The sequence below is a fragment of the Streptomyces sp. NPDC002788 genome, assembly GCF_053592115.1.
In genome coordinates, this window is sequence record NZ_JBSFVB010000013.1 from 225,682 (window position 1) to 251,202 (window position 25,521).

The 25,521-nt window shown below is 69.9% G+C and carries 23 protein-coding genes and 1 pseudogene; 10 read left to right on the plus strand and 14 right to left on the minus strand.

Going from position 1 to position 25,521, the window contains the following annotated elements; genetic code table 11:
* Nucleotides 1-10 precede the first annotated feature (10 nt).
* Genes ACWD1U_RS24650 through ACWD1U_RS24660 form a run of 3 tightly spaced genes read left to right on the plus strand, consistent with a single transcriptional unit; the run spans nucleotide 11 to nucleotide 3,287 of the window.
* Nucleotides 11-1,273, plus strand: a complete 1,263-nt coding sequence (locus tag ACWD1U_RS24650) for a peptidoglycan-binding protein (protein WP_451110564.1) — start codon at nucleotides 11-13, stop codon at nucleotides 1,271-1,273.
* Entirely contained in the window at nucleotides 1,270-1,980 is a 711-nt protein-coding gene (locus tag ACWD1U_RS24655) for an ABC transporter ATP-binding protein (RefSeq protein WP_451110566.1), read from the plus strand. The genes ACWD1U_RS24650 and ACWD1U_RS24655 overlap by 4 nt, the downstream gene beginning before the upstream one ends.
* Nucleotides 1,977-3,287, plus strand: coding sequence for an ABC transporter permease (locus ACWD1U_RS24660; RefSeq protein ID WP_451110568.1), 1,311 nt, complete (start codon nucleotides 1,977-1,979; stop codon nucleotides 3,285-3,287). The genes ACWD1U_RS24655 and ACWD1U_RS24660 overlap by 4 nt, the downstream gene beginning before the upstream one ends.
* A gap of 103 nt (nucleotides 3,288-3,390) precedes the next feature.
* On the opposite strand, the gene ACWD1U_RS24665 is transcribed toward ACWD1U_RS24660, so the two are convergent.
* Nucleotides 3,391-3,750, minus strand: coding sequence for an SH3 domain-containing protein (locus tag ACWD1U_RS24665; protein ID WP_451110570.1), 360 nt, complete (start codon nucleotides 3,748-3,750; stop codon nucleotides 3,391-3,393).
* 349 nt (nucleotides 3,751-4,099) lie between these two features.
* Between ACWD1U_RS24665 and ACWD1U_RS24670 the strand changes: the two genes are divergently transcribed.
* Entirely contained in the window at nucleotides 4,100-5,734 is a 1,635-nt protein-coding gene (locus ACWD1U_RS24670; protein WP_451110572.1) for a sensor histidine kinase, read from the plus strand.
* A 9-nt stretch (nucleotides 5,735-5,743) separates the two neighbouring features.
* Here the strand turns inward: ACWD1U_RS24670 and ACWD1U_RS24675 are convergent, their stop codons facing one another.
* From ACWD1U_RS24675 to ACWD1U_RS24685, 3 genes are all read right to left on the minus strand, one after another.
* A complete protein-coding gene (locus tag ACWD1U_RS24675; protein WP_451110574.1) occupies nucleotides 5,744-6,463 on the minus strand; it encodes a response regulator transcription factor in 720 nt (239 codons plus the stop codon).
* Between the two features lie 533 nt (nucleotides 6,464-6,996).
* Nucleotides 6,997-7,137, minus strand: a complete 141-nt coding sequence (locus tag ACWD1U_RS24680; protein WP_451110575.1) for a DUF397 domain-containing protein — start codon at nucleotides 7,135-7,137, stop codon at nucleotides 6,997-6,999.
* Nucleotides 7,091-8,008 (minus strand): helix-turn-helix domain-containing protein, encoded by a 918-nt coding sequence (locus ACWD1U_RS24685; RefSeq protein ID WP_451110636.1) that lies wholly within the window; start codon nucleotides 8,006-8,008, stop codon nucleotides 7,091-7,093. The genes ACWD1U_RS24680 and ACWD1U_RS24685 overlap by 47 nt, the downstream gene beginning before the upstream one ends.
* A 128-nt stretch (nucleotides 8,009-8,136) precedes the next feature.
* Between ACWD1U_RS24685 and ACWD1U_RS24690 the strand changes: the two genes are divergently transcribed.
* A complete protein-coding gene (locus ACWD1U_RS24690) occupies nucleotides 8,137-8,637 on the plus strand; it encodes an ATP-binding protein (protein ID WP_451110577.1) in 501 nt (166 codons plus the stop codon).
* 136 nt (nucleotides 8,638-8,773) lie between these two features.
* On the opposite strand, the gene ACWD1U_RS24695 is transcribed toward ACWD1U_RS24690, so the two are convergent.
* Entirely contained in the window at nucleotides 8,774-9,301 is a 528-nt protein-coding gene (locus tag ACWD1U_RS24695; protein WP_010032094.1) for a YbjN domain-containing protein, read from the minus strand.
* Nucleotides 9,302-9,523: 222 nt separating this feature from the next.
* Here ACWD1U_RS24695 and ACWD1U_RS24700 point away from each other — a divergent pair, with 222 nt between their 5' ends.
* Nucleotides 9,524-9,943, plus strand: coding sequence for a hypothetical protein (locus ACWD1U_RS24700; protein ID WP_451110579.1), 420 nt, complete (start codon nucleotides 9,524-9,526; stop codon nucleotides 9,941-9,943).
* Nucleotides 9,944-9,947: 4 nt separating this feature from the next.
* Here the strand turns inward: ACWD1U_RS24700 and clpB are convergent, their stop codons facing one another.
* Nucleotides 9,948-12,569 (minus strand): ATP-dependent chaperone ClpB, encoded by a 2,622-nt coding sequence (clpB, locus tag ACWD1U_RS24705; RefSeq protein WP_451110580.1) that lies wholly within the window; start codon nucleotides 12,567-12,569, stop codon nucleotides 9,948-9,950.
* Between the two features lie 139 nt (nucleotides 12,570-12,708).
* Between clpB and ACWD1U_RS24710 the strand changes: the two genes are divergently transcribed.
* A complete protein-coding gene (locus ACWD1U_RS24710; RefSeq protein WP_451110582.1) occupies nucleotides 12,709-13,125 on the plus strand; it encodes a pyridoxamine 5'-phosphate oxidase family protein in 417 nt (138 codons plus the stop codon).
* Between the two features lie 177 nt (nucleotides 13,126-13,302).
* On the opposite strand, the gene ACWD1U_RS24715 is transcribed toward ACWD1U_RS24710, so the two are convergent.
* The gene (locus ACWD1U_RS24715) at nucleotides 13,303-13,638 is read right to left on the minus strand and encodes a hypothetical protein (protein ID WP_451110584.1); all 336 of its coding nucleotides are present in this window, start codon (nucleotides 13,636-13,638) and stop codon (nucleotides 13,303-13,305) included.
* Nucleotides 13,639-13,942: 304 nt separating this feature from the next.
* Here ACWD1U_RS24715 and ACWD1U_RS24720 point away from each other — a divergent pair, with 304 nt between their 5' ends.
* Together ACWD1U_RS24720 and ACWD1U_RS24725 are read left to right on the plus strand one after the other, a co-directional pair.
* The gene (locus tag ACWD1U_RS24720) at nucleotides 13,943-14,974 is read left to right on the plus strand and encodes a helix-turn-helix transcriptional regulator (RefSeq protein WP_451110586.1); all 1,032 of its coding nucleotides are present in this window, start codon (nucleotides 13,943-13,945) and stop codon (nucleotides 14,972-14,974) included.
* The gene (locus tag ACWD1U_RS24725) at nucleotides 14,971-15,957 is read left to right on the plus strand and encodes a LuxR C-terminal-related transcriptional regulator (RefSeq protein ID WP_451110588.1); all 987 of its coding nucleotides are present in this window, start codon (nucleotides 14,971-14,973) and stop codon (nucleotides 15,955-15,957) included. Before ACWD1U_RS24720 ends, ACWD1U_RS24725 begins: the two co-directional genes overlap by 4 nt.
* Here ACWD1U_RS24725 and ACWD1U_RS24730 read toward each other — a convergent pair.
* The 7 genes and pseudogenes from ACWD1U_RS24730 to ACWD1U_RS24760 all read right to left on the minus strand — a co-directional run.
* A pseudogene (locus ACWD1U_RS24730) lies at nucleotides 15,920-16,114 on the minus strand (LuxR family transcriptional regulator); the annotation flags it as partial. The gene ACWD1U_RS24725 and the pseudogene ACWD1U_RS24730 overlap by 38 nt on opposite strands.
* A 100-nt stretch (nucleotides 16,115-16,214) precedes the next feature.
* Nucleotides 16,215-17,324 (minus strand): sugar ABC transporter substrate-binding protein, encoded by a 1,110-nt coding sequence (locus ACWD1U_RS24735; protein WP_451110590.1) that lies wholly within the window; start codon nucleotides 17,322-17,324, stop codon nucleotides 16,215-16,217.
* 271 nt (nucleotides 17,325-17,595) lie between these two features.
* Nucleotides 17,596-18,048: a heat shock protein transcriptional repressor HspR gene (locus tag ACWD1U_RS24740; protein WP_031142455.1), complete on the minus strand. Its 453-nt coding sequence runs from the start codon at nucleotides 18,046-18,048 to the stop codon at nucleotides 17,596-17,598.
* 5 nt (nucleotides 18,049-18,053) lie between these two features.
* Nucleotides 18,054-19,232, minus strand: coding sequence for a molecular chaperone DnaJ (gene dnaJ / locus ACWD1U_RS24745; RefSeq protein WP_451110592.1), 1,179 nt, complete (start codon nucleotides 19,230-19,232; stop codon nucleotides 18,054-18,056).
* Nucleotides 19,233-19,265: 33 nt separating this feature from the next.
* Entirely contained in the window at nucleotides 19,266-19,919 is a 654-nt protein-coding gene (gene grpE / locus ACWD1U_RS24750; RefSeq protein ID WP_451110594.1) for a nucleotide exchange factor GrpE, read from the minus strand.
* Nucleotides 19,916-21,772, minus strand: a complete 1,857-nt coding sequence (gene dnaK / locus ACWD1U_RS24755; RefSeq protein WP_451110595.1) for a molecular chaperone DnaK — start codon at nucleotides 21,770-21,772, stop codon at nucleotides 19,916-19,918. The genes grpE and dnaK overlap by 4 nt, the downstream gene beginning before the upstream one ends.
* A gap of 94 nt (nucleotides 21,773-21,866) precedes the next feature.
* Nucleotides 21,867-22,877, minus strand: coding sequence for an MraY family glycosyltransferase (locus ACWD1U_RS24760; RefSeq protein ID WP_451110597.1), 1,011 nt, complete (start codon nucleotides 22,875-22,877; stop codon nucleotides 21,867-21,869).
* A 241-nt stretch (nucleotides 22,878-23,118) separates the two neighbouring features.
* On the opposite strand from ACWD1U_RS24760, the gene ACWD1U_RS24765 reads away from it, so the two are divergent.
* Nucleotides 23,119-25,443, plus strand: coding sequence for a (Fe-S)-binding protein (locus tag ACWD1U_RS24765; RefSeq protein WP_451110599.1), 2,325 nt, complete (start codon nucleotides 23,119-23,121; stop codon nucleotides 25,441-25,443).
* Nucleotides 25,444-25,521 lie beyond the last annotated feature (78 nt).

Below are 25,521 nucleotides of genomic sequence, written 5' to 3' on the forward strand. Positions count from 1 at the left end.
GGAGACGGTGATGCAGACCGATCACGAGCGCGGGGCGGCTCCCGCGCCGCCGCCGCGCGGACGACGCGGACGGCGCACGGCCCTGGTGGCCTCGGCCTTGGTCGTCGTGGCGGCAGTCACCGTGATCGGTGCGCTGGGCCTCGGTGGAGGCGGCGCGGAGGGCAGCTCCTCCGCCCCGCCCCGCAAAGGCTCCACCGTCCTGGTCACCCGTGCCACGCTGACCGAACGCACCACGGTGGACGGACAGTTGGGCTACGGCACTGAGATACCGCTGCCCGTCAAGGCGACGGGGACCGTGACCTGGCTGCCCGCGGAGGGCAAGACGGTGGAGCGCGGCGGCACTCTGCTGCGCGTCGACGACCGGCCGGTGGTGCTGCTGTACGGAACGCTGCCGATGTACCGGGAGCTGGGCCTGACCGCGGGCACCCAGCAGGGGACCCGGGTGGACGCCGGGGCCAAGGGGAGCACCCAGGACTCGGGTGACCAGGGCCTCACGGACGAGCCCTCCGGGGCCCCGGACCCCTCCGGATCGCCGGCGCCGGGGGGCGCCGGGGCCGGAGGGGCACGGGGCACCCTGCGCGGGATGGACGTCCTGCAGTTCGAGAGCAATCTCGCCGCTCTCGGCTACACCGGCTTCACAGTCGACGAGAAGTTCACCGACCTCACCGCCCGCGCGGTCAAGCGCTGGCAGAAGTCCCTCGGGCTTCCCCAGACCGGCACGGTCGGCGTCGGGGACGTCGTCTACTCGGCCGGCAAGGTGCGGATCGGCCACGCGGGTGTCCGGCTCGGCTCGACGGTCACCGAGGACGTCCTCACGTACACCGGTACGTCTCGGAAGGTCGTCGTCAACGCCTCTGCGGCGGAGGACTCCTGGGCCGTGCGCGGCGCCGCCGTCACGATCGGGCTGCCGGACGGGAAATCGGTGAAGGGCCGGGTGGCCTCGGTGGGCAAGAGCGCGACCGCGCCCGAGGAGGGAGGCGGGGAGGGCGGCTCCGGGGCACCGACGGTTCCGGTGACCATCACCATCAAGGACCAGAAAGCTGTGGGAAGGCTGGAGAGCGCGCCGGTCACCGTCGAATACGTGGGGCGGGAACGGACGGACGTCCTCACCGTCCCGGTCGCCGCGCTGGTCGCCCTTGCCGAGGGCGGCCACGGCCTGGAGACCGCGGACGGCCGGTTCGTCGCGGTGAAGACCGGGCTCTTCGCGGACGGCCGGGTGGAAGTGAGCGGAAGCGCGGTCCGCGAGGGCATGAAGGTGAGGATCCCCGAGTGAGCGGAGCTGCGGCGGTCGTGGAGTTCGACGCGGTCTCCAAGACGTACCCCGGTGGTGTGGCGGCGGTACGGGAGGTGAGCCTGAGCATCGGGAGCGGCGAACTCGTCGCCGTCGTCGGCCCGTCGGGCTCGGGCAAGTCCAGCATGCTGAACCTCATGGGCAGCCTCGATCGGCCCTCCGCCGGACGGGTGCTGGTCGACGGCCATGACGTAGCGAAGCTGACGGACCGTGAGGTGTCGGCGCTGCGGGCCACCCGGATCGGCTTCGTCTTCCAGCAGTTCCATCTGGCGGTAGGGGTTCCGGTTCTGGACTCCGTGGCCGACGGGCTGCTGTACACCGGGGTACCGCTGCGCCGCCGCCGGGCCAGGGCGGCGGTGGCCCTGGAACGGGTCGGCCTCAGCCACCGCGTCGACCACCTGCCGCACCAACTGTCCGGCGGCGAACGCCAGCGGGTGGCGGTGGCCCGGGCGGTGATCGGCGAACCGGCGGTCCTGCTGGCGGACGAGCCGACCGGCAACCTGGACTCCGCTTCCGGGGGCGCCGTACTCGGTCTGCTGCGCGAGCTGCACGCCGCCGGGACCACGGTCGTGATCATCACCCACGACCGGGAGATCGCGGCCGGGCTGCCCCGCCGTATCGAGATGCGCGACGGCCGCGTGGTGGCGGACACCGCGACCGCGGCCGCGCCGAGCGGGGCAGACCGATGACCGACGGTACGACGAACGGCCTCCCCGTGGACGACGCCCCACCCGCCCCGCCGTCCGGCCCCCGCAGGCGCGCCGGACGGGGCCGCGGACGAGCGAGCGGTGCCGGCGGTGCCGCGGGCGGCCGGCTTCGGGCCGCCCGCCTCGGCCCCCAGGACATCGTGCGGCTCGGCGGGACAGGGCTGCGGACTCGTCCCCTGCGGGTCTTCCTCTCCGCGCTCGGGATCGCCATCGGCGTCGCCGCCATGATCGCGGTGGTCGGCATCTCGGGCTCCGGCCGGGCGGAGGTGGACCGCCGGCTCGACGCGCTCGGCACCAATCTGCTGAGGGTCGCCCCCGGGGACGCACTCGACGGCACCGAGGCCAAGCTGCCCCACGAGGCCGTCGCGATGATCGGCCGCATCCCGCCCGTGCGGCAGGTCGCCGCCACCGGCGCAACCGACGCACACGTCTACCGCAATGAGCACATCGCCATCGGCCGCACCGGCTCCCTCGAGGTCCTCGCGGCGGGCACGGACCTGCTTCCGGCCGTCGGCGGTCATGTCCGCCGGGGCCGCTGGCTGGATTCCGCGACCGAGAGGTACCCGGCGGTCGTGCTCGGCTCCACGGCCGCGGGCCGGCTCGACGTGTACACCCCGGGGACCCGGGTCTGGCTCGGCGGCCGTTGGTTCTCCCTCCTCGGCGTCCTCGATCCGGTACCGCTCGCGCCGGAGATCGACAGCGCGGCGCTGGTCGGCTGGCCGGCGGCCCGGACGTACCTGCGCTTCGACGGCCATCCGTCGACGGTCTACGTCCGCGCCGAGGACAGCCAGGTCGCGGAGGTACGGGCCGTGCTGCCGGCCACGGCCTACCCGGAGAAACCGGGCCAGGTCCGCGTCTCCCGGCCCTCCGACGCGCTCGCCGCCCGCGAGGCCACCGAGTCGGCGCTGACCGGGCTGCTGCTCGGCCTCGGTGGCGTGGCCCTGCTCGTCGGCGGCGTGGGGGTCGGCAACACGATGGTCATCTCGGTCCTGGAGCGGCGCCCGGAGATCGGCCTGCGCCGGGCGCTGGGGGCGACCCGCGGCCAGATCAGGACCCAGTTCGTGACGGAGTCGCTGCTGCTGTCGCTCATCGGCGGCCTCGGGGGGACGGTGCTGGGGACCGCGATCACGGCGGCCTACGCCCTCAGCCGCGACTGGCCGACGGTCGTCCCGGCGTGGGCGAGTGCGGCGGGGATCGGCTGCACGCTCGTCATCGGCATGATCGCCGGACTGTATCCGGCGGTACGGGCCAGCCGGCTGTCACCGACGGAGGCCCTGTCCGGCTCCTGAGCGGCCCGCCCGTCCTACGGGTCAGGGGCGGCCTCGACGAGACCGCCCCTGACGCTCTATCAGCCCGGCCTGCTCGGCACTCCCCCTTGGGCCGGCGGCTGTACTAGAAGCCGCAGTAGTTGAGGCTGCCGCCGTCGCTCAGCAGGTCGTCGCGGACCCAGCCGTGCGTACCGGTGGTGTCGTTCCGGAGGTACGTCCAGGTCTCACTGGTGTTCCCGATGCGCGTGTAGCAGTGGTAGTCGAGGTTGTGGGTGTTGTAGGCGATGCCGAGGATGGCGCAGCCGGTGCTGGAGCCGCTTCTCTGGTTGGCGCCGTTGGCCGTCCTGTCCCAAGAGCTGCTGTCCAGGTCGGAGGCGGTCCTACCGCAGGACGCGGCTGCGCTGGCCGGCGTGGAGAGGGCGAGCGGGACGGCCATTGCCACCGCCGCCAGGGCGGGCACCACAGCCGCGAGTCGACGCTTCATTTCTGTACCCCCATGAGTCTTTTTTCTGTTGGCACTGCTTCCCCGGGCACCGTCCGGAACCTGAGCAAAACAGCGGCCACTGCATCAATCGATGTGCAAGTGGCGTCAGTACGATCGCAGTCACAAAAATCCTGAAGAAAGAATTCCGCCCGCAACTGTCCGATTCCTGCCGACGGGGGACCGAAAATGCCACGAGTGAAAATGCGCCGCTCTACAGTCTTTTTGGCCCGAGGCGTCCCCTTGACGAGCATCCGACACCCGCACCTCACGACTTCCGGTACCTACGAGACCCAGCCGAAGGAGTCCCGTTGAGCACACACGTCCTGGCAGGTGGGCGAGGTGGCACGCGATGAGCTTCCGGCTCCGGGTACTCGGCCTGCTGATGCTGGTCGCGATGACCGCCACCGCCGCCACCGCCTGGCTGACCCTGCGTCAGGCGAACCGCCAGGTCCAGGAGAGTGTCACCGCGGGACGGCAGGAGGTCTCCCGGATCACCGGCGAGCTCCGCGCGTACGGGGTCGCGCACGGCACCTGGGAGGGCCTCTCACCGACGGTGAGCCGCCTGGCCGAGGACACCGGCCAGCGCATCCGGGTCGCCACCGAGAACGACGTCCTGCTCGCCGATTCCGACGCGCTCGAGGGCCGTGCCCCCCGCCCGGTGAGCAGCCAGCCGCCGGTGCTCGTCGACCCGCGTCCCGTCCTGCGGATCCCCGCGGGACAGATACCGCGGACCTCCATGAAGCTGACGGCGACCGCGATCGCCCAGTACCGCGCCGAAGCGGCGTACGCGGCCTGTCTGACCCGGGCGGGGGCCGAGGTGACGGCCCGGCCGGACGACACCGGCGTGCCGCGGATCCGCACAGAGCACCGGCCGGAACAGTGCGAGGAGCCGACAGGCGAACCGGACCCGCGGACCTCGCAGGACCTCGAGGCGATCAGGACATGCGAGTCCGAGCAGCAGTTCGTCACCTGCCTGCAGCGGGTGTTCAACGAGCGCGTGGGCTCCGCCGCCCCGCCACGCCTGGAGATCCGTCTCGGCGTCCGGGACGAGTCCCCGCCCACCCTGGCCGCGGCACCCACGGTGGCCGTCGCCGGGGGCGTCGCCCTCGCCGCCGTGGTCGGCGCCCTGCTCCTGAGCCGGGCGGTGCTGCGCCCGGTCCGTGCCATGACCCTGGCCGCCGGGGGGCTGGGCAAAGGCGACCTGGGGCGGCGGGTCCCCGTCTCCGGCCGGGACGAGATCGCCCAACTCGGCCGTGCCTTCAACCGGATGGCGGACTCCATACAGGCCGGAGAGGAACGCCAGCGCCGCCTCACCGGTGACATCGCCCACGAGCTGCGCACCCCGCTGGCCAATCTGCGCGGCTATCTGGAGGCCCTGCGGGACGGGGTCGTCGAACCGACCCCCGAACTGCTCGATTCCCTCCACGAGGAGGCACTGCTGCAGCAGCGGATCGTGGACGACCTGCAGGATCTCGCACTGGCCGAGGCCGGTGAGCTCACCTACCACCGCGCACGCGTCGACCTGCGCGAGCTCCTCGAAGCCGCCGGCACGGCCCACCGCGCCCAGGCAGACGCGGCGGGTGTCGCGCTGAGGCTGGAGGCGCCGCGACCTGTGTACGTCGTCGCCGACGCCGACCGACTGCGTCAGGTCGTCGGCAATCTGGTCGGCAACGCCCTGAGGGCCACGGCACCGGGCGGCACGGTGACACTCGCCCTGGTCCCGAGCGGCGACCTCGCGATCATTCAGGTGCGGGACACCGGCAAGGGCATACCCGCCGAGGACCTGCCGCATCTCTTCAACCGCTTCTGGCGGGCGGACGCGGCACGGGGCCGCGCCACCGGAGGGAGTGGCCTGGGACTGTCCATCGCCCGCCAGATCGTGACCGATCACCAGGGGACGATCGACGTGGAGAGCGCCGTCGGCGTCGGCACGACCTTCACCGTCGCGCTCTCCACGGCCCGGCCGCCGGCCGACGCCGGCTGATCATCCCGTTCAGGTTCCCGGGAGCGCGTGGGCGGGGGCCGAGCCGTCCAGCAGGCGGTACCCCCGGCCGTACACGGTCTCCAGATGGCGTGGCCGGGCCGGGTCGTCCCCCAGCTTCCGGCGCAGGTTGCGCACATGGGCGTCCACCGTGCGCTCGAGTACATCGCTGTCGAAGCCGAAGGCGCACTCGATGATCTGGGCCCGGGTGAACACCCGCCCCGGCTTGCGGGCCAGAGCCTCCAGGATCGAGAACTCCTTGGAGGTCAGCGCCACCGGACGGCCCGCCACCCGCACCTCGAAGCGGGCGGTGTCCAGTTCGACAGCGCCGACCCGCAGCACCTCGCTCCCGGCCGCGCCGCCTTTCCTCGAGCGCCGCAGCAGCGCCCGTACCCGCGCGGTGAGCTCGCGGGGACTGTAGGGCTTGGTGAGGTAGTCGTCGGCCCCCAGATCGAGGCCGAGGAGCATGTCCTCCTCGGTGCTGCGGGCGGTCAGCAGCAGAATCGGTACCTCAGAGGCCTCGGCACGCAGAATGCGGCATACGTCGAGGCCGTCGACGAGCGGCAGCATCACATCGAGAACGATGAGATCCAGCCCCGTCGAACGCGCCCGTTCCAGCGCTGCCCTGCCGTCGGCCACGACCTGCACCGCGTTGCCTTCTCGTTCCAGATAAATCCGGATGAGACGAGATTGTTTTTCGTCATCTTCGGCGACCAGGATGCGCGCGCTCAACGATTCTCCTCAGCGAGGCCCTGCACGATTCCATCACCGTTGATACCAACGCACCGCCGGAATTCCCACCTCCGGCAATGACGAGGCCGCGCCGGTCGGCGATCTCGTGGCAGATGCGCTCCTGTGGTTCGACGCCCGTCTCGCCGTCATCCTCCTCCTGGGATATGCGGCAGTGGACGGCGGCCGGCTCACCGGTGAGCCGGCGGTCGGGGAGCCGTACGGTCAGCAGTTCCGTGATCTCCCGTGGTCCGACACCGGCCGCCAGCCACTCGGCGACGGCCGGTGCCAGGCGGGCGGCCTCCCGCGCGGACAGGACCAGGCGGGCGTCGACCCGGCGCAGGGCGGTCAGTACGGCGACCGCCTCTGGGTCCGAGTCGGCGAGTGCGGGTGCCGGGCTGCCGGGTTCCTCAGGACCGGGGGCGGGCGCCGCCTCCCGCCGAGTTTCCGGGACGGGGGCCGCTTTCCCCTGAAGTCGGAGGTCAGTGGCCTACCGGACCCTCACGGACAAGGGCCCGGTGAGTCCGGAAGCCGCCTCAGGGACGGTGATGCCGGGCCTTCAACTCGCCTATGAAGGCGGCCCAGGAGGCGGCTTCGAAGCACAGCGCCGGACCCTGCGGGGTCTTGCTGTCACGGACCGGGACGACGGCCCCTCGGAACCCGTCGGCCACCTCCACGCAGTTGCCGCCTTCCTGATTGCTGTAGCTGCTCTTGCGCCAGGCGGCGCCGTTCAGATCGGGACGGGACCTTCGCTCCACGGTGGTTGTCCTCCCTCACGGATCGGATCATGTCGAGCGACATGAGCGGGGGCAGAGCTGCCGCCCGCAGCCGATCGTAGGTCAGCGCGAAACTCCTGACCTCGTCCGGATCCTCGATGAGTTGGCCGTAGTGCGCGCCCTCGGTATAGGCGACCTCCGAGCCGTCCGGCATGGTGAGCACCGTGAGCGAACCGCCCATGACATCGTGCTCGCCCTGGTCGAACGGCCGTACCTGCACGGTGATGTGAGGCTCCACGCTGGTCCTGAGCAATCGCTCCAACTGCTCACGCATCACCACCTGGCCACCGACGGGACGCCGGAGCACCGCCTCGTCGAGAACCACCCACAGCTCGGGCCGATCGGGCATGCCGAGCCGCTCCTGTCGTCCCAGGCGGAGCGCGACCCGTTCTTCCAACTGCTCCTCGCTGCCGAGCGTCCGGCCGACTCTCAGCACCGCACGCGCGTAGTCCTCCGTCTGCAACAAGCCGGGCACCACATGAGCCGCGTACTCGCGGACGGCCACCGCCCGCTCCGCGTACTCCATGAACCTCCGCGACCAGTCCGGGAACGCCTCCCGGTACACGTACGGCCACAACTCCACCAGCAGGTCCTCCGCGCCGAGCGCCGCGTCCAGCGCTCGCGCCAGCTCCAGCGTCGGCCTCGCTCCGGACGCCCGCTCGATCTGCGTGATCCGCGTGCTCACCACATGCGTCCGGTCGCCCAGCTCGGCCTGCGTCAGCCCCGCCGCCGTCCGGAGCCTGCGCACCCGCGCACCGAACAGCGCGGCCATCGACGCACCGGGGTCAATTCCGTTGGCCAAGGCATCACTTCCGTTCCTTACGGCCTCACAAATAAGGCTGCGCCCCCTGTCGAGCGTAGGGCGATCCACCGACTCTTGAACACGGAACGTGATGACTCATGTGCGTCACGGAGCGCCTCGACTCGACGGAAAGGGACGAACAGGCCGTGCTGACAGAAACCGCCGCCCCGGGAGACATGCCGCGGCCTGAACTCCAGTCGCTCACGCTGCAGTACCCCTCATCACCACGAGGTGCGCGGCTCGCCCGGCGGCACGCTGTCCGCTGGATGGAGGAACGGGGCTACCCGCCGGCGTCGGACGTCTCCTGCGCGGTCGCCCTCGTCGTCGGGGAACTCGCGGCGAACGCCGTGCAGCATGGTCGGGTGCCCGGCCGGGAGTTCGGTCTCCGGCTCGCCCTGGACCGGGCTGCGGGCCTGCTGCGTGTCGAGGTCGCGGACGCCGCCGCGAAGCGGCTGCCCACGGCCCCGCCCTCGTCCTCTCCCGAAGGCGAGTCCGGCCGGGGGCTGCTCCTGGTGGACGTCCTGGCCGTGCGCTGGGGGTCGACGCCTCGCAGCCCGGTGGGCAAGACGGTATGGGCGGAGCTGTGTCTTGAGAGGTGAAGGCGATCCGCTCGCACACCTTGATCTCGTGCTGGAGGGCCCGCAGCTCCGCGGAGTCATGGAAAAAGGCAAACGGCGCGTACAGCACGTACGAGCTCGTACGTGCCGACGCGCCGCGGAGGGCGGGGCCGGAGGTCTACTCCTCGTCCTCGGGCTTCTCCGCCTCGTTGATCTCCTCTTCGAGACCGAGCTGTTCGATGAGCCACTTGTCGAACTCGATCGCGGCCCGCACCCAGCTGACCGTCGAGGAGACGAAGTGCTCCAGGCTCACGCCCATACCGATCAGCATCTGCGCCTCGCCGATGAGGCGGACCGTGCCGTCGTCGTGAGTGTGGCTGTAGACCTTGGGCCACAGGGTGCGGCGGTTCCAGTCGTCGATGGACTCCAGGATCTGCGGCTTGGCCTCGATCTCGTGGGGCCGGTCGTAGAACGTCCGCACGGAGAAGACCTGCTGGTCTCCCTCTCCCCGGAACATGAAGTAGGTGCGGAACTGCTCCCACGGCGCCGCGAGGTCTCCCTCGTCGTCGACGACGTACTTGAGCTCCATCTGGTCGAGGAGCTGCTTCACGAGGTCCTGATCCGGGACGACGGGGCCTGCCGGTCCTTGCGGCTGCGGCTCGGGCTGGCCCCCGAAGTTCGGAATCGAGGACGGGTCGATGGTCACCGTGAATTTCCCTTCGTACGGATTCCGCCATCCTCCCCCATGCGGGGAGGGGGGTGGCAAGCCCCGACAGGCCCTGTCAGCCCTCGGCTGACACGATCCGGTCAATCGCAACCGCCGGGCGGGGGGCACCGTCCTCCTGAGCAGCGGACGGAGGGGGCGGTGGTCATGGCGGCAGCGGACCGGGGTCATACGCGGTGGGGGCTGATTTTGCCGATTCTTGCAGTGCCCGTGCTCGTCCTCGGGTTCCTGATCATCGGCCTCTTCACCTGGGCCCTGACCGACGAGGACGACCCGCGCGCGGGCAAGGCCGAGGCGAAGGCACCCTGCGCCGAGGCACTGGCCTTCGGCGGCGCCGAACGCCCCGCGGGCGCCGAGGTGCGCGACTGCACCGTGCAGCGGGGCATCGACACCGCGTACGCGGCGGTGCTGCGGATGCCCCGCGCGGACGTGTCCGGCTGGCTGCGCGCCACCTTCCCGGACGCCCCGGAGCCCCGTACGGGCGGCTCCTGCGGGGCACTCTGCCTCGACGTGACCCACGAGGAGGGCCTGCCCGGCACGGCGGCGGCACACGTGGTCCAGGTGAGGGTGGAGTACGTGAACGCCGAGACAGCGCGCGTGCGCTTCTCGGCGTTCACGATGTGACGTCCTACAGCGTCTTGCCCGTCGCCGGCCCCACGAGCAGTCCCTCGCCGGAGCGGTCCACGCGGACCGTGTCGCCGTCCTTGATCTCCCCGGAAAGGATCTCCTTGGCGAGCCGGTCGCCGATGGCCGACTGGACGAGCCGTCGCAGCGGCCGCGCACCGTACGCCGGGTCCATGCCCTCCTCGGCGAGCCAGGCCAGCGCCGCGGGCGTGATGTCGAGCATGAGGCGCCGCTCGGCGAGCCGCTTGGCCAGGCGGTCGATCTGGAGCTTCGCGATGCGCTCCAGCTCGGGCTTGGTCAGCGCGGCGAAGACGACCAGGTCGTCCAGGCGGTTGAGGAACTCCGGCTTGAAGGAGGTCCGCACCACCTCCAGGACCTGCTCCTTCTTCTCCTCCTCGCTGGTGAGCGGGTCGACGAGGAACTGGCTGCCCAGGTTCGACGTCAGCACGAGGATGGTGTTGCGGAAGTCGACCGTACGGCCCTGCCCGTCCGTGAGCCGCCCGTCGTCGAGCACCTGCAGCAGGATGTCGAAGACCTCGGGATGGGCCTTCTCCACCTCGTCCAGCAGGACGACGGAGTACGGCCGGCGGCGCACGGCCTCGGTGAGCTGGCCGCCCTCCTCGTAACCGACGTATCCGGGCGGGGCGCCGACCAGCCGGGCCACGCTGTGCTTCTCGCTGTACTCCGACATGTCGATGCGGACCATCGCCCGCTCGTCGTCGAAGAGGAAGTCCGCGAGGGCCTTGGCCAGTTCGGTCTTTCCGACACCGGTCGGGCCGAGGAAGAGGAAGGAGCCGGTGGGGCGGTCGGGGTCGGAGATCCCGGCGCGGGACCGCCGTACGGCGTCGGACACCGCCCGCACGGCCTCGCTCTGTCCGATGAGCCGCTTGCCGATCTCGTCCTCCATGCGGAGCAGCTTCTGTGTCTCGCCCTCCAGCAGACGCCCGGCGGGGATGCCGGTCCAGGAGGCGACGACGTCGGCGATGTCGTCGGCGCCGACCTCCTCCTTGACCATGGTGTCCTTGGCGCCCCCGCCGGAGGCGGAAGATGTCAACGCCTCCTCGGCCTCGGAGGCGGCCTCCAGCTCCTTCTCCAGGGCGGGAATCTCGCCGTAGAGCAGCTTGGAGGCGGTGTCGAAGTCGCCGTCGCGCTGGGCTCGTTCGGCCTGGCCGCGCAGGTCGTCGAGGCGTTCCTTCAGCTCACCGACCCGGTTGAGGGACTGCTTCTCCTTCTCCCAGCGGGCGGTGAGGCCGCGCAGCTCCTCCTCCTTGTCGGCGAGGTCGCGGCGCAGCTTCTCCAGGCGCTCGCGGGAGGCCGCGTCGGTCTCCTTGCCGATCGCCAGCTCCTCCATCTTCAGCCGGTCGACGGCGCGCTGGAGTTCGTCGATCTCGACGGGGGACGAGTCGATCTCCATGCGCAGCCGCGAGGCGGCCTCGTCGACGAGGTCGATGGCCTTGTCGGGCAGGAAGCGGGAGGTGATGTACCGGTCGGAGAGGCTCGCGGCGGCGACCAGCGCGCTGTCGGCGATCTGCACCTTGTGGTGGGCCTCGTAGCGCCCCTTGAGTCCGCGCAGGATCGCGATGGAGTCCTCGACGGTCGGTTCGGCGACCAGCACCTGCTGGAAGCGCCGCTCCAGGGCGGCGTCCTTCTCGATCCGCTCCCGGTACTCGTCGAGCGTCGTGGCACCGACCATGCGCAGCTCACCGCGGGCGAGCATGGGCTTCAGCATGTTCCCGGCGTCCATGGCGGAGTCACCGCCGGCACCGGCCCCGACGACGGTGTGCAGCTCGTCGATGAAGGTGATGATCTGCCCGTCGGAGTCCTTGATCTCGGCCAGGACGGTCTTCAGCCGCTCCTCGAATTCGCCCCGGTACTTCGCGCCCGCCACCATGGCCCCCAGGTCGAGCGCGACGAGCCGCTTGTCCTTCAGCGACTCGGGCACGTCGCCCTTGACGATCCGCTGCGCGAGCCCCTCGACCACGGCGGTCTTGCCCACGCCGGGCTCGCCGATCAGCACGGGGTTGTTCTTGGTCCGCCGCGACAGCACCTGCACCACGCGCCGGATCTCCTGGTCCCGCCCGATGACGGGATCGAGCCTGCCTTCGCGCGCCGCGGCGGTGAAGTCGGTGCCGAACTTCTCCAGGGCCTTGTACTGGCCCTCTGGGTCGGCCGTGGTCACCCGGCGCGCTCCTCGTGTCTTCTGGAAGGCGGCCTGCAGCTTCTTGGCGTCGGCTCCCTGGTGGGAGAGCACCTCGCCGGCCGCGCCGCCCTTCGCGGCGATGCCGATGAGGAGGTGCTCCGTGGAGAGGTACTCGTCGCCGAGGTTTTTGGCGCGGGCCTGTGCGTCGGCGACGACGGCGAGCATCTCGCGGTTGGGCTGAGGCGGCGCAACGGTCGACCCGGTCACGCTGGGCAGCCCGGCGAGCACGCGCTCGGCCCCGGCGCGTACGGCCGCCTGGTCGGCGTCGACCGCGGCGAGCAGGTCGGTGATGTTCTCGTTGTCCTGCCCCTGGAGCAGCGCGAGCAGCAGGTGGGCAGGGGTGAGGTCGGGGTGTCCCTCGGTCACGGCCCGGTTGCTGGCAGCGTTGATCGCGTCCCGGCTCCGGTTGGTCAGCTCGGCGTCCACGTTCGCGTTCTCCTCCTCGCGTGAAGCTGTGTGCCACGTCCCCTCGGACAGTCCGCACTGACTCGGTCAACGTGCACAAAGTTGAGTCTATTCCACTCAAGGCCGGTTCCGGGAGGGTCGGAGGGCTAAGTTGCGGGGCATGGCGACCAAGTACTCCGTGGACCCGGGCGCTCCGGACCCGTCGTATCTCAGCTTCTGGCGGGAGCGGCACGTGTGCACCCTGACGACTCCCCGCCCGGACGGTACCCCGCACGTAGTACCCGTCGGGATCACATACGATCCCGCGGCCCGTCTCGCTCGGGTGATCGCCAACAAGGCGAGCGCGAAGGTGCGGCATGTACTGGCCGCCGGGGAGCAGGGGGCGGCCGTCGCCGTCTGCCAGATGGAGGGCCGCCGCTGGGCGACCCTGGAGGGCCGGGCCTTCGTGCGCGGCGAACCGGAGCAGGTGGCCGAGGCGGAGCGGCGCTATGCGGAGCGCTACGGCAGGACGCCGTCACCGAACCCGGCGCGCGTGGTGATCGAGATCCACCTGACGCGGGCGATGGGGCGCGGTTGACCGAAGTGAAAATCCACACCGGTGATCGACTGGATCCGGCCACTGAGAACCGACGTGCGCGTGTGTCGATACCCGGAAATGTCCCCAGAAACTGCAGCGGCGTCACCGTGTTCAGGTCACGGTGACGCCGCTGCGGGGGGAAGCACCTGAGCGATCTGTTACGACGGGGGAATCGCGTCAGGCACTGCGGGGGGTGGCAGTAATGGTCCGCGGGGCAGGAGAGTCGGCCTCCACCTGCTGATGGTCCCTCTGGTCCAGGTTCACAAAGATCATTCCGTACCGTACGGCACACCGCACAGGCTGCGGCGCCCCCCGAGGCCGCCGCAGACACCGGTAAGCCCGTACGTCCTCGTCGTCGTCCCGCGTGACGACCACCGGCTCACCGAAAACAGTCACCATCAACGAGTCACCACTGTGGGGGATGGCGGTGACCAGGTCGATGAAGTGCCAGCCGGAGCGGTAGGCGGTGGCCATTTCACGACGGAAGGAGCGGTCGTCGGGTGGAGTGGTCACGGTCAGCTCCCGGATCCGTCGACCCCGGGGCTCGGCCACTGAGTGTTGTCAGCAGCTGCTGCAACATTCACAGCCACCGCCGGCCACTGCGTGTTCGCCCGGGTTCCGCTCTCCTCATCGGAGAAGCCGCTCAGCACCCCGAGGGCTACAACGACGGAGAAGGCGGCGACAAGCACCGAGCGAAGCATTTTGTTACGCATAGTCGGCTTCGTCCTCACTTGAAGGTCCCCTTTTCCCCCGTCGAGTACGACGATGGCTCATTCGGGCACGTCATGGCCACACAATCAGTGCATCATGTTCCTGCATGTTCAGGACCCTGGGGGGTGGAGATTTGGGCACCAATCGGACCAAGGGTGCGCATACCCACCCGATCACCGAGCTGTGCGAGGCGGGAAGTCGTCTCTATACCACAGCTCTGCGCGCCGGACGGGTGGCGCGCGCTGACGCGGAGTCCGCTCCCTGCCTGGTGGAACTCGCCCTGCTGCACCCCGATCCCGACGATCCGAACTGGCTGCGCCCGGTGCCGCCGACGGTCGCGCTTGCTCAGCTTCTGCACCCCCTCGAGCGGGAGATCACCGAACGCAGGCGCCTCTCGGTGCAACTCGCGGACACCTTCGAGCCGTTCATGGCGCTGGGCATGCAGGCGACCACCACCAGCGACTCCATCACGGTGCTGGAGGGCGGGGAGCGCATCAACGCCGCGCTCAACCTGGCCACCGCCCAGTGCCAGACGGAACTCCTGACGGTGCAGCCCAGTGATCGAGTCTCCGAAAGAAGCCTGCTGCGAAGCCTCGAACGGGACAAGCCCTTGATCGATCGAGGCGTCAAGGTCCGTAGCCTCTACCAGCACACCGCCCGGTACAACCCGGAGAAGCTGTCCTACGTTGCCCGGCTCAGCGAAGGAAAGGTGGAGTACCGCACCATCGACGAATTGGTCGAGCGGTTGATCATCTGTGATGAGACGGTCGCCTTCATCCCCGCGCGTGACGACCAGCAAGTGGCCTTGGAATTGCGCCACCCCGGGCTCGTCCGCTACCTGGTCAAGGTTTTCGAGTACTTGTGGGACCGCGCAGTTCCGATGAGCGCCGGCGCGCCCTATGGAACGGCGCCCGACGGCATCACCGAGATCCAGCACTCCATAGCCAAGCTGTTGGTGGAGGGCCACGTGGACGAAGCAATCGCCCGCCGCCTCGGCATGAACGTCCGTACCTGCCGGGCACACATAGCCAAGCTGGCGTCGGCTCTGGGCAGTGGCAGCCGAGCGCAACTCGGGTACCTCATAGCGCGGTCGGGGATCCTGAAACTGGACGACGTAACAGGAGGAAGTCCCGAGTGACGTCGGCGCCGCACCCGGAGCACGGCTCGGCGGAACTGTGCCCCGCCGGAACGGACCTGTACGCCCTGGCCCTGAACGAAGGACGGATAGCCGCCGAAGCGGCCCGCACCGCGCCCTGTTTGATCGACTTCGGCCTGCTGCACCCTGCCGTCGACGACCCGAACCGGCTCGAGCCCGTCGCGCCGGCCGTCGCCCTCCACCGGCTGTTGCGGGCCTCCGGGGAGCGGATCGCACGCGAACGGCGACGCGAGGAACGGCTGGCCGAGACTTTCGGGCCGCTCATGGCCGTCGAAGGGCAACGTGCGCCAGCCGCGACACCGACGCTCACCCTCCTCGACGGAAAGAAGCGGATCAACACGGCCATCACCGAGGCCATGGCGGACGCGACCCGGGAACTGCTCACCATCCAGCCCCGCGTCGGGCTTCCCAGGGAACGCGTCGAGGGGGCCTATGCCGTCGCCACCCGCCGCGACCAGGCGCTGCTGGACCGCGGCGGTCGTATCCGCACCCTGTACCACCACACCGTCCGCCACTCCCCCACCACCGTCGCGCACCATGAACGACTGAAGGGCGACATCGAGGCGCGAGCGCTGCACGAGCTCACCGACCGGCTCATCATCGTCGACCGGGACATCGCCTTCCTCCCCGCCGACGGCGACGGCGGCCTCGCACTGGAAATCCGCCAACCGGCCATCGTCGGATACCTGGCCACCACGTTCGACCGCTTCTGGCGCCTCGCCACCCCGGTGTTCCCCGAAGCCGCCCCCCAGCCCACCCGCGACGGCATCACCCCCCGCCAACGCGTCATAGCCGCCCTGCTCGTCGAAGGCCACACCGACGCCGTCATAGCCGACCGTCTCGGCATGAACATCCGCACCGCCCGCGTCCACATCGCCAAGCTCGCCGCGACGCTGGGAAGTCAGAGCAGAGCCCAACTCGGCTACCTCATCGGGCAGTCCGGGATCCTTGATCAGGAAGGCTGAGGGACGGGGAAGCCGCCGCTCCCGGCGGACCGTCCAGACCCGCCTGGGCGATGCGGACGCCCAACTGCGTACGACTGGCCGCCCCCAGCGTGTCCGAGAGACGGGCGATGTGCGCCCGGCACGTCCGTGCGTTGATGCCCAGCCGTTCCGCGAGCAGGAGGACACGGAACGCTGCCACGGCGAAGCCGTGTCGCGGAGCAGGTCCGGCGAGGCGCGGCACCAGGTGCCGAACAGGTACGCCTCCGCCTTCTCGCCCGTCAGGTCAGGCCGGCCGCCTCGCACGCCGCCTTGTACTTCGCCGTGCAGATGTCGGACAGCTTGTAGATGTCGTCGGCGACGACCGTGTCCTTGATGTTCTCCTTGGTGAGGGCGACCACGGGCACGAGCTGGGCCGGGATGCCCTTGTCCGTGGGGCTGTCGACCCTGTCGCGGGCGAGGGCGGCGAACTGGATGTCCCGGCCCTGGACCTTGGCGACGGCCATCTCCGCGGCGTTCTCCGCCTCCTGCGGGTACGACTTGTACACACTCATGTACTGCTCACCGGCGAGGATGCGCTGCACCGCCGGCAGCTCCGCGTCCTGCCCGGTGATCGGTGGCAGCTTGGTCACGCCCGCGGCCTCCAGCGCCGCGACGATGCCGCCCGCCATGCCGTCGTTGGCCGAGTAGACGGCCGCGATGTTGCCCTTGCCGATCTTCGCGATCGCCTCGGTCATGTTCGCCTGGGCGTTCTCCGGCTTCCAGTCCTTGGTGTCGAAGGACTGCGCGATCGTCACCTTGCCGTTCAGCTCGGACATCGCGCCGGCCTTGAACTGCTTGGCGTTCGGGTCCGTCGGCGAGCCGTTCATCATGACGATCTTGTCGGACAGGCTCGCGTTCTCGCCGATGGCCTCCAGGAGGGAGCGGCCCTGGACCTCGCCGACGAGTTCGTTGTCGAAGGAGATGTACGCGTCGATCGGGCCCTCGGCCAGCCGGTCGTAGGCGATGACCGGAATGCCGGCCTCCTTGGCCTTCTTCACACCGCTGGCGATGGCGTGCGAGTCGACCGCGTCCAGCAGGATCACATCGACCCGGTCGTCGATCATCTGCTGCATCTGGCTCGCCTGCTTGTCCGCGCTCGCCTCGGCGTTGGCGTACTCGACGCGGCCCTTGTCGTTGGTGAGGGACTCGACCTTCCGCTTGATGATGGGGTAGTCGAAGTTCTCGTACCGCGTGTTCGCCTTCTCCGGCAGCAGCAGGCCCACCGTGATGTCGTTGCCCTTGGTGGGGCTCGCGTCGGCACTGCTCCCGGTCGCGTTGAGCACGCCGCAGCCGGCGAGCGTGACGGACATCGTGGCCGCGGCCACGGATATGGAGATACGACGACGCATGCGGGCTCACTTCGCGTGTGATTCGGACGTGGGCACAGCTTTGTGGCCCATGTGACTGAAAAGCCAACGCTGACGCGCCCCCAGCGTCAAGCGGAACCACTTAACGAGATGACAACACCACGCTCCGCAGCAGTTGTGGAGACTCTGCGGAATCGCCTCCAAGCGCTCTGCACGGCCCGCCCATCGACCGAAGACCCGGCGAAAACGGCCCAAGAAACCCGAAAGGGGCCGGGAGTTGCCTCCCGGCCCCTTTCACGGACTTCCAGGGCTGTCAGTCCGACTGCTGCTGCCGCTTCGGCCGCCACACCACCAGCGCGCTGGTCTGCTGCACCTCCTGGTACGGCACCAGGTCGCGGCGGTACGACGCGTGCACCGCCGCCTCGCGCTGCCGCATCGCCGCCGCCGCGCCGTCGAGCGCGTCCTCCAGCTCGGCCACCCGGGCCTGGAGCGCGGCGACCTGGTTCTCCAGTTCGATGATGCGCTTGATGCCCGCCAGGTTGATGCCCTCGTCCTGCGACAACTGCTGGACGGTGCGCAGCAGTTCGATGTCCCGGGCCGAGTAGCGCCGGCCCCGGCCCGCGGTGCGGTCCGGGGACACCAGACCCAGACGGTCGTACTGGCGCAGGGTCTGCGGGTGCAGGCCGGACAGCTGGGCCGCCACCGAGATGACGTAGACCGGGGTTTCCTCGGTCAGTTCATACGGGTTGCGTCGACGACCGTCCATCTGACTCATGCTCCCTTCGCGGCCTGGAACAGCTCCGCCCGCGGATCCTCAGCCGCGGTCGCCTCGCGATACGCCTCGAGTGCGTCACGAGCCTTCCCCGTCAGGTCCTTCGGAACACTCACCTCGACGGTGACCAGAAGGTCGCCGCGGGTGCCGTCCTTGCGGACCGCGCCCTTGCCCCGGGCGCGCATGGTGCGGCCGTTGGGCGTGCCCGGCGGCAGCTTCAGCGTGACGGGCGGGCCGCCCAGCGTCGGCACCCGGACCTCGCCGCCGAGGGCCGCCTCGGTGAAGGTGACCGGGACGGTGACGGTGAGGTTGTCGTCCTTGCGGCCGAACACCGGGTGGGAGTCGACGTGCACGACCACGTACAGATCGCCCGCCGGGCCGCCCCGCTCACCGGGCGCGCCCTTGCCGCGCAACCGGATGCGCTGCCCGTCGGAGACACCCGCCGGGATGCGGACCTGCATCGTGCGCGAGGACTTGGCCCGGCCGCTGCCCTTGCAGACCTCGCAGGCGTTCTCCGCGATCAGGCCGCGGCCCTTGCAGTCCGGGCAGGGGTCGGTGAGGGAGAAGCCGCCGCCGCTGCCCCGGGCGACCTGCCCGGTGCCGACGCAGGTCGGGCACACGCGCGGTGTGCCGTTCTTGTCGCCGGTGCCGGAACAGGCCTTGCAGGGCGACTGCGACGACATCCGCAGCGGGACGGTCGAGCCCTCGATCGCCTCCGTGAAACTGAGCGTGACCTCGGACTCGATGTCCTGGCCGCGCCGGGGCTGCGTACGCGTGCCCGGGCCCGCGCCGCCGCGGTTGAACAGGCCCCCGAAGACGTCGCCGAGTCCGCCGCCGAAACCGCCGGCTCCCTGGCCGCCCTGGGCGCCTCCGAAGAGGTCGCCCAGGTCGAAGTTGAAGGAGCCGCCGCCCGCGCCGGGCCCCGGGCGGAAGCCGCCGTTGCCGAAGAGGGCGCGTGCCTCGTCGTACTCCTTGCGCTTCTTGGGATCGCCGAGGATGTCGTTGGCCTCGGAGATCTCCTTGAAGCGCTCCTCCGCCCTGACATTGCCCTTGTTGGCGTCCGGGTGGAACTCGCGGGCGAGCTTCCGGTACGCCTTCTTGATCTCGGCCTCGGTGGCGTCCTTGGGGACGCCGAGGACCTTGTAGTAGTCCTTCTCGATGAAGTCCTTGGTGCTCATCCTCGACGCCCCTCCTTCCCTTCGTCTGTGACGTCAGCCCTCGTCCGGGCCACCGCTCTCCTTGTCGTCGGCGTCGGCGGACTCGTCCGCCTTGACCGTCTGTGCCCCCGGCTGGGGTTCGGCCACGGCCACCCGCGCGGGGCGGATGGTGCGCTCGCCGATCCGGTACCCGGGCTGCAGAATCGCCACGCAGGTCGTCTCGGTGACGTCCGGCGCGTAGCTGTGCATCAGGGCTTCGTGGATCGTCGGGTCGAAGGGCTCCCCCTCCTTGCCGAACTGCTGCAGTCCCATCTTCGCCGCGGTACCTTCCAGCGACTCGGCGACGGACTTGAAGCCGCCGACCAGCTCGCCGTGTTCCCGCGCGCGGCCGATGTCGTCGAGCACCGGCAGGAGCTCGGTCAGGAGATTCGCGATGGCGATCTCCTTGACCGCGATCCGGTCGCGCTCGACCCGGCGGCGGTAGTTCTGGAACTCGGCCTGGAGGCGCTGGAGGTCGGCCGTGCGCTCGCTGAGCGCCGTGCGGGCCTGGTCCAGCTGGGCCACCAGAGCCACGTCCTGACCCGTGTCCCCGGCCGGGGCCGCCTCCTCCTCCGGGGAGGGGGCGGCCTTCGGCTCGGCGTCATCGGAGGTGGCGCCGGAAGGGACGTCGGGCTGCTGCTCGTCGAAGCCCGGGGTCTCCTCCGTCACGCGGCACCGTCCTTCCGCTCGTCGTCCACGATCTCGGCGTCGACCACGTCGTCGTCGGCCTTGGCGTCGCCGGCACCCGCGCCGGCTCCGGCGGAGGCGCCGCCGGCGGCCTGCGCGCCCTGGGCGTCGGCGTACATGGCCTGGCCGAGCTTCTGGGAGACGGCCGCGACCTTCTCCGTGGCGGTGCGGATCTCGGCCGTGTCCTCGCCCTTGAGCTTCTCCTTCAGCTCGTTGACGGCTTCCTCGACCTCGGTCTTGATCTCGCCCGGGACCTTGTCCTCGTTGTCCTTGAGGAACTTCTCGGTCTGGTAGACGAGCTGCTCGCCCTGGTTGCGGGACTCGGCGGCCTCGCGGCGCTTGTGGTCCTCCTCCGCGTAGCGCTCGGCCTCCTCGCGCATGCGGTCGACCTCGTCCTTCGGCAGCGAGGAGCCGCCGGTGACGGTCATCTTCTGCTCCTTGCCCGTGCCCAGGTCCTTGGCGGTCACGTGCATGATGCCGTTGGCGTCGATGTCGAAGGACACCTCGATCTGCGGGACGCCGCGGGGCGCCGGGGGCAGACCGGTCAGCTCGAACATCCCGAGCTTCTTGTTGTACGCCGCGATCTCGCGCTCGCCCTGGTAGACCTGGATCTGCACGGACGGCTGGTTGTCCTCGGCGGTGGTGAAGATCTCGGACCGCTTGGTCGGGATCGTCGTGTTCCGCTCGATGAGCTTGGTCATGATGCCGCCCTTGGTCTCGATACCGAGGGACAGCGGGGTGACGTCGAGGAGCAGGACGTCCTTGACCTCGCCCTTGAGGACACCGGCCTGCAGGGCGGCGCCGATGGCGACGACCTCGTCCGGGTTGACGCCCTTGTTGGCGTCCTTGCCGCCGGTCAGCTCCTTGACGAGCTCGGCGACGGCGGGCATACGGGTCGAGCCACCGACGAGGACGACGTGGTCGATCTCGCTGATGGAGATGCCGGCGTCCTTGATGACGTTGTGGAACGGCGTCTTGCAGCGCTCCAGGAGGTCCGCGGTCAGCTGCTGGAACTGGGCGCGGGTGAGCTTCTCGTCGAGGTGCAGGGGGCCCTCGGCGGAGGCGGTGATGTAGGGCAGGTTGATCGAGGTCTCGGTGGACGAGGACAGCTCGATCTTCGCCTTCTCGGCGGCCTCGCGCAGACGCTGCAGGGCCATCTTGTCCTTGCCCAGGTCCACGCCGTGGCCGGACTGGAACTGCTGGACCAGGTAGTCGACGACGCGCTGGTCCCAGTCGTCACCACCGAGGTGGTTGTCACCGTTGGTGGCCTTCACCTCGACGACACCGTCGCCGATCTCCAGCAGCGAGACGTCGAACGTACCGCCACCGAGGTCGAAGACCAGGATGGTCTGGTCGTCCTTGTCGAGGCCGTACGCCAGCGCGGCCGCGGTCGGCTCGTTGACGATGCGCAGGACGTTCAGACCGGCGATCTCGCCGGCTTCCTTCGTGGCCTGGCGCTCGGAGTCGTTGAAGTACGCCGGGACGGTGATGACCGCGTCGGTCACCTTCTCGCCCAGGTAGGCCTCGGCGTCCCGCTTCAGCTTCTGGAGCACGAAGGCGCTGATCTGCTGCGGGTTGAAGGGCTTCCCGTCGAGCTCGATCTTCCAGTCGGTGCCCATGTGGCGCTTGACGGACCGGATGGTCCGGTCCACGTTCGTGACCGCCTGACGCTTGGCCACCTCTCCGACGAGCACCTCACCGTTCTTGGCGAAGGCGACGACGGACGGCGTGGTCCTGGCGCCCTCGGCGTTGGTGATGACGGTGGGCTCGCCGCCCTCCAGAACGCTGACGACGGAGTTAGTCGTGCCCAGGTCGATGCCGACCGCACGTGCCATGGTTGATTCCTCCAGCTGACTTGAGTGGAACGGACTCAAGTGTGCACGACGGCTCCCGACCGGTCAACAGAGCTGAGTCGACCGGGCTCAACTCTTATCCGCCCCTTACACGCAATAGCGCTCTGACCTGCTGCGACATGGTGCGTCGATCGGCGTATACAGGCACACACGAGAGGGCGAACGCGACGGCGAGGGCCCCTCCCGCCACCCACCACAGGGCATCGGCCCCGACCCACCCGGCGTGCGCGAGTACCCCGACGAGCGCCCCGGAGAACGCCCCCACCCCCAGCAGCAGCGTGACCCCCGGCACGGTCAGCCCCAGCCGCCGCAGCCGGTGCGCGAGATGATCGGGCCCTCCGCGGACGACAGGCCGCCCGCCCAACCGCCGCGACAGCAGCACGAGTACGACGTCGGCACCCACCAAGGCGGTCAGCGCGAACAGCACCCCCGCGCTCTCCACGACGCCGAGGCCGGCGCGGACGTGCACGGCGCCCACCGCGATCGCGAACCCCGCGGACATGGACCCGCAACTCCCCAGCGCCACGCGCGCGGGATGCCAGTTGTGCAGCAGGAACCCGGTCAGTGCGGCGGCCAGGACGCTCATCGGCACGGCGATCCCGTCCATCACGTCGACAGCGGCGCAGGCCGCCACGCCGAAGGCGCCGACGACCCCGGCCGCCCCCGCGAGCCCGTCGGCGTGATCGAGCCCCCGGAAGCCGAGGGTCACCCCCACCACCCACACCACACCGAGCAGGCCTGTCCCCACCCCCGTCTCCGCGTACGGCACGACACAGGCGGCCGCCACGCCGGAACCGGCGACCAGCACCCGCCGCCGCAGCCGCCACACGTCGTCGGCGAGCCCGAGCAGCGCGACCACTCCACCGGCCACGAGCAACCCGCCGATCCCGCTCCCGTCCGACGCCCCGTCCCGGACCCCCACGACCACCCCGGTGACGGCCACCACGGCCACACCTCCGGACAGCGGCACCTCCCGCCGCCGACGCCGCTCGATCAGCCGCAGCCGCAGGGCGGGCCTCCGCAGGACGGCCGCGAGCAGCGCGGTGAGCAGGAGGGCGGTGGCGGCGGCGGTGATCCCGTAGAGCACGGATATAAGTTAGGCGCACTATGACAATTCGGTACGAATAACACGACGAGATCCCGACCGGATCCGTACTGTTTCTGAGGCAACCCTCAGCGATTCAGATCACCCCCCACCCGGCTACAGTGCTGCGGAAGATAGGGGTAGTCTCAGACGGACTGCATAAGTTACCGCTTAGTAATTTCGGGGAACCCTCCAGACGGCAGGCACCCCCCGACGAAACCCCTCGCAGGCCCGAGGAGCCCCCATGCAACTCGCCGCGATCATCGTGTCGCTGGTACTGACCGTGGTCGGCGTCGCGCTGCTCGCACGCGCGATCGGCCAGTTCGTCCGGTACTTCAAGCTGGGCCAGCCGGTCCCCGCCGGTACCCGGACCGACAACCCCTACCAGCGCAGCGTGACCCTGGTGAAGGAGTTCCTCGGCCACACGCGCATGAACCGGTGGGGCATCGTCGGTGTCGCCCACTGGTTCGTGGCGATCGGCTTCCTGACGCTGCCGCCGACCCTGGCCCAGGCCTTCGGACAGCTGTTCCAGGCCGACTGGGTGCTGCCGGTCATCGGCACCTTCCTGCCGTTCGAGCTGTACATCGAGTTCATCGGTGTGATGACGATCCTGGGCATCGCGGTGCTCATCGTCATCCGCCTGCTGAACCTGCCGAGCCGCCCCGGCCGCAAGTCCCGCTTCGCGGGCTCCAAGGCCGGCCAGGCGTACTTCGTCGAGTACGTGATCCTCACCATCGGCCTGGCGATCTACGTCCTGCGGGGCCTGGAGGGCGCGCTCCACCACGTCGACCACTACGAGGCGTCGTACTTCGCGTCGTACCCCCTGGTCCTCGCCTTCAAGGGCCTGTCGGTCTCCGCGCTGCAGAACCTGGTCTACCTGGTCGCCATGATCAAGATCGGCACCTCGTTCGTCTGGATGATCGTGGTGTCGCTCAACACCAACATGGGTGTGGCCTGGCACCGCTTCCTGGCGTTCCCGAACATCTGGTTCAAGCGCGAGGCGAACGGCGGGACGGCCCTGGGCGCCCTGCAGCCGATGACGTCCGGCGGCAAGCCGATCGACTTCACCGACCCGGGCGACGACGACGTCTTCGGCGTCTCCCAGGTCGAGCAGTTCTCCTGGAAGGGCCTGCTGGACTTCTCCACCTGCACCGAGTGCGGCCGCTGCCAGTCGCAGTGCCCCGCCTGGAACACGGGCAAGCCGCTCTCCCCCAAGCTGCTGATCATGTCCCTCCGCGACCACGCGCACGCCAAGGCGCCGTACCTGCTGGCCGGCGGCGGCAAGACGATGGAGGGCGAGGAGAAGGCGTCCGAGGAGCAGCTGGCCGGCGTGCCCGCCGCCGCCCTGGCGGAGGCCGAGCGCCCCCTGGTCGGCACGCTGGAGGACAACGGCGTCATCGACCCGGACGTCCTGTGGTCCTGCACCACCTGCGGTGCCTGCGTCGAGCAGTGCCCGGTGGACATCGAGCACGTCGACCACATCGTCGACATGCGCCGCTACCAGGTGATGATCGAGTCCGCGTTCCCGTCCGAGGCGGGCACGATGCTCAAGAACCTGGAGAAGAAGGGCAACCCCTGGGGCCTGGCGAAGAAGCAGCGCCTGGAGTGGCTCAAGGAGGTCGACTTCGAGGTCCCGGTCGTCGGCAAGGACATCGAGGACCTGTCCGAGGTCGAGTACCTCTACTGGGTCGGCTGCGCCGGTGCCCTGGAGGACCGCGCCAAGAAGACGACGAAGGCCTTCGCCGAGCTGCTCCACATCGCGGGCGTCAAGTTCGCGATCATGGGCGGCGACGAGAAGTGCACGGGTGACTCGGCCCGCCGCCTGGGCAACGAGCCGCTGTTCCAGGAGCTCGGCATGGAGAACGTCATGGCGCTGAACATGGCGTTCGGCGAGGAGATGGACGACGAGGGCAAGGTCGTCCCGGAGTCCGCGAAGCCCAAGTCGGCCAAGAAGATCGTCGCCACCTGCCCGCACTGCCTCAACACGCTCGGCAACGAGTACCCGCAGCTCGGCGGCGACTACGAGGTCATCCATCACACGCAGTTGCTGCAGCACCTGGTGGACGAGGGCAAGCTGATCCCCGTGACCCCGGTCGAGGGCATCATCACGTACCACGACCCCTGCTACCTGGGCCGCCACAACAAGATCTACACGCCCCCGCGCGACATCATCGCCAGCGTCCCCGGCATCCGCAACGAGGAGATGCACCGCCACAAGGAGCGCGGCTTCTGCTGCGGCGCCGGTGGTGCGCGGATGTGGATGGAAGAGCGCATCGGCAAGCGCATCAACAACGAGCGCGTCGACGAGGCCCTGTCGGTGAACCCGGACATCGTCTCGACGGCCTGCCCCTTCTGCCTGGTCATGCTCACGGACTCCGTCAACGGCAAGAAGAACGACGGCAAGGCGAAGGAGTCCATCCAGGTGGTGGACGTGGCTCAGCTGCTGCTGGACTCCGTCAAGACGCCGGTCCCCGCGGAGGGCGAGGCCGACGACGGCGACGACGACGGGGAGCCGCCGGCGGGCGCGGCGGACTCGGAGAGTGCGCCGGAGCCGGAGCCGGTGAAGTAGGCGGTTGCCGCGGGTCGTTCCCGACGCCCCCTGCCCTGAGTGATCGGGCAGGGGGCGTCGGCGTTCCGCGACTGCTGC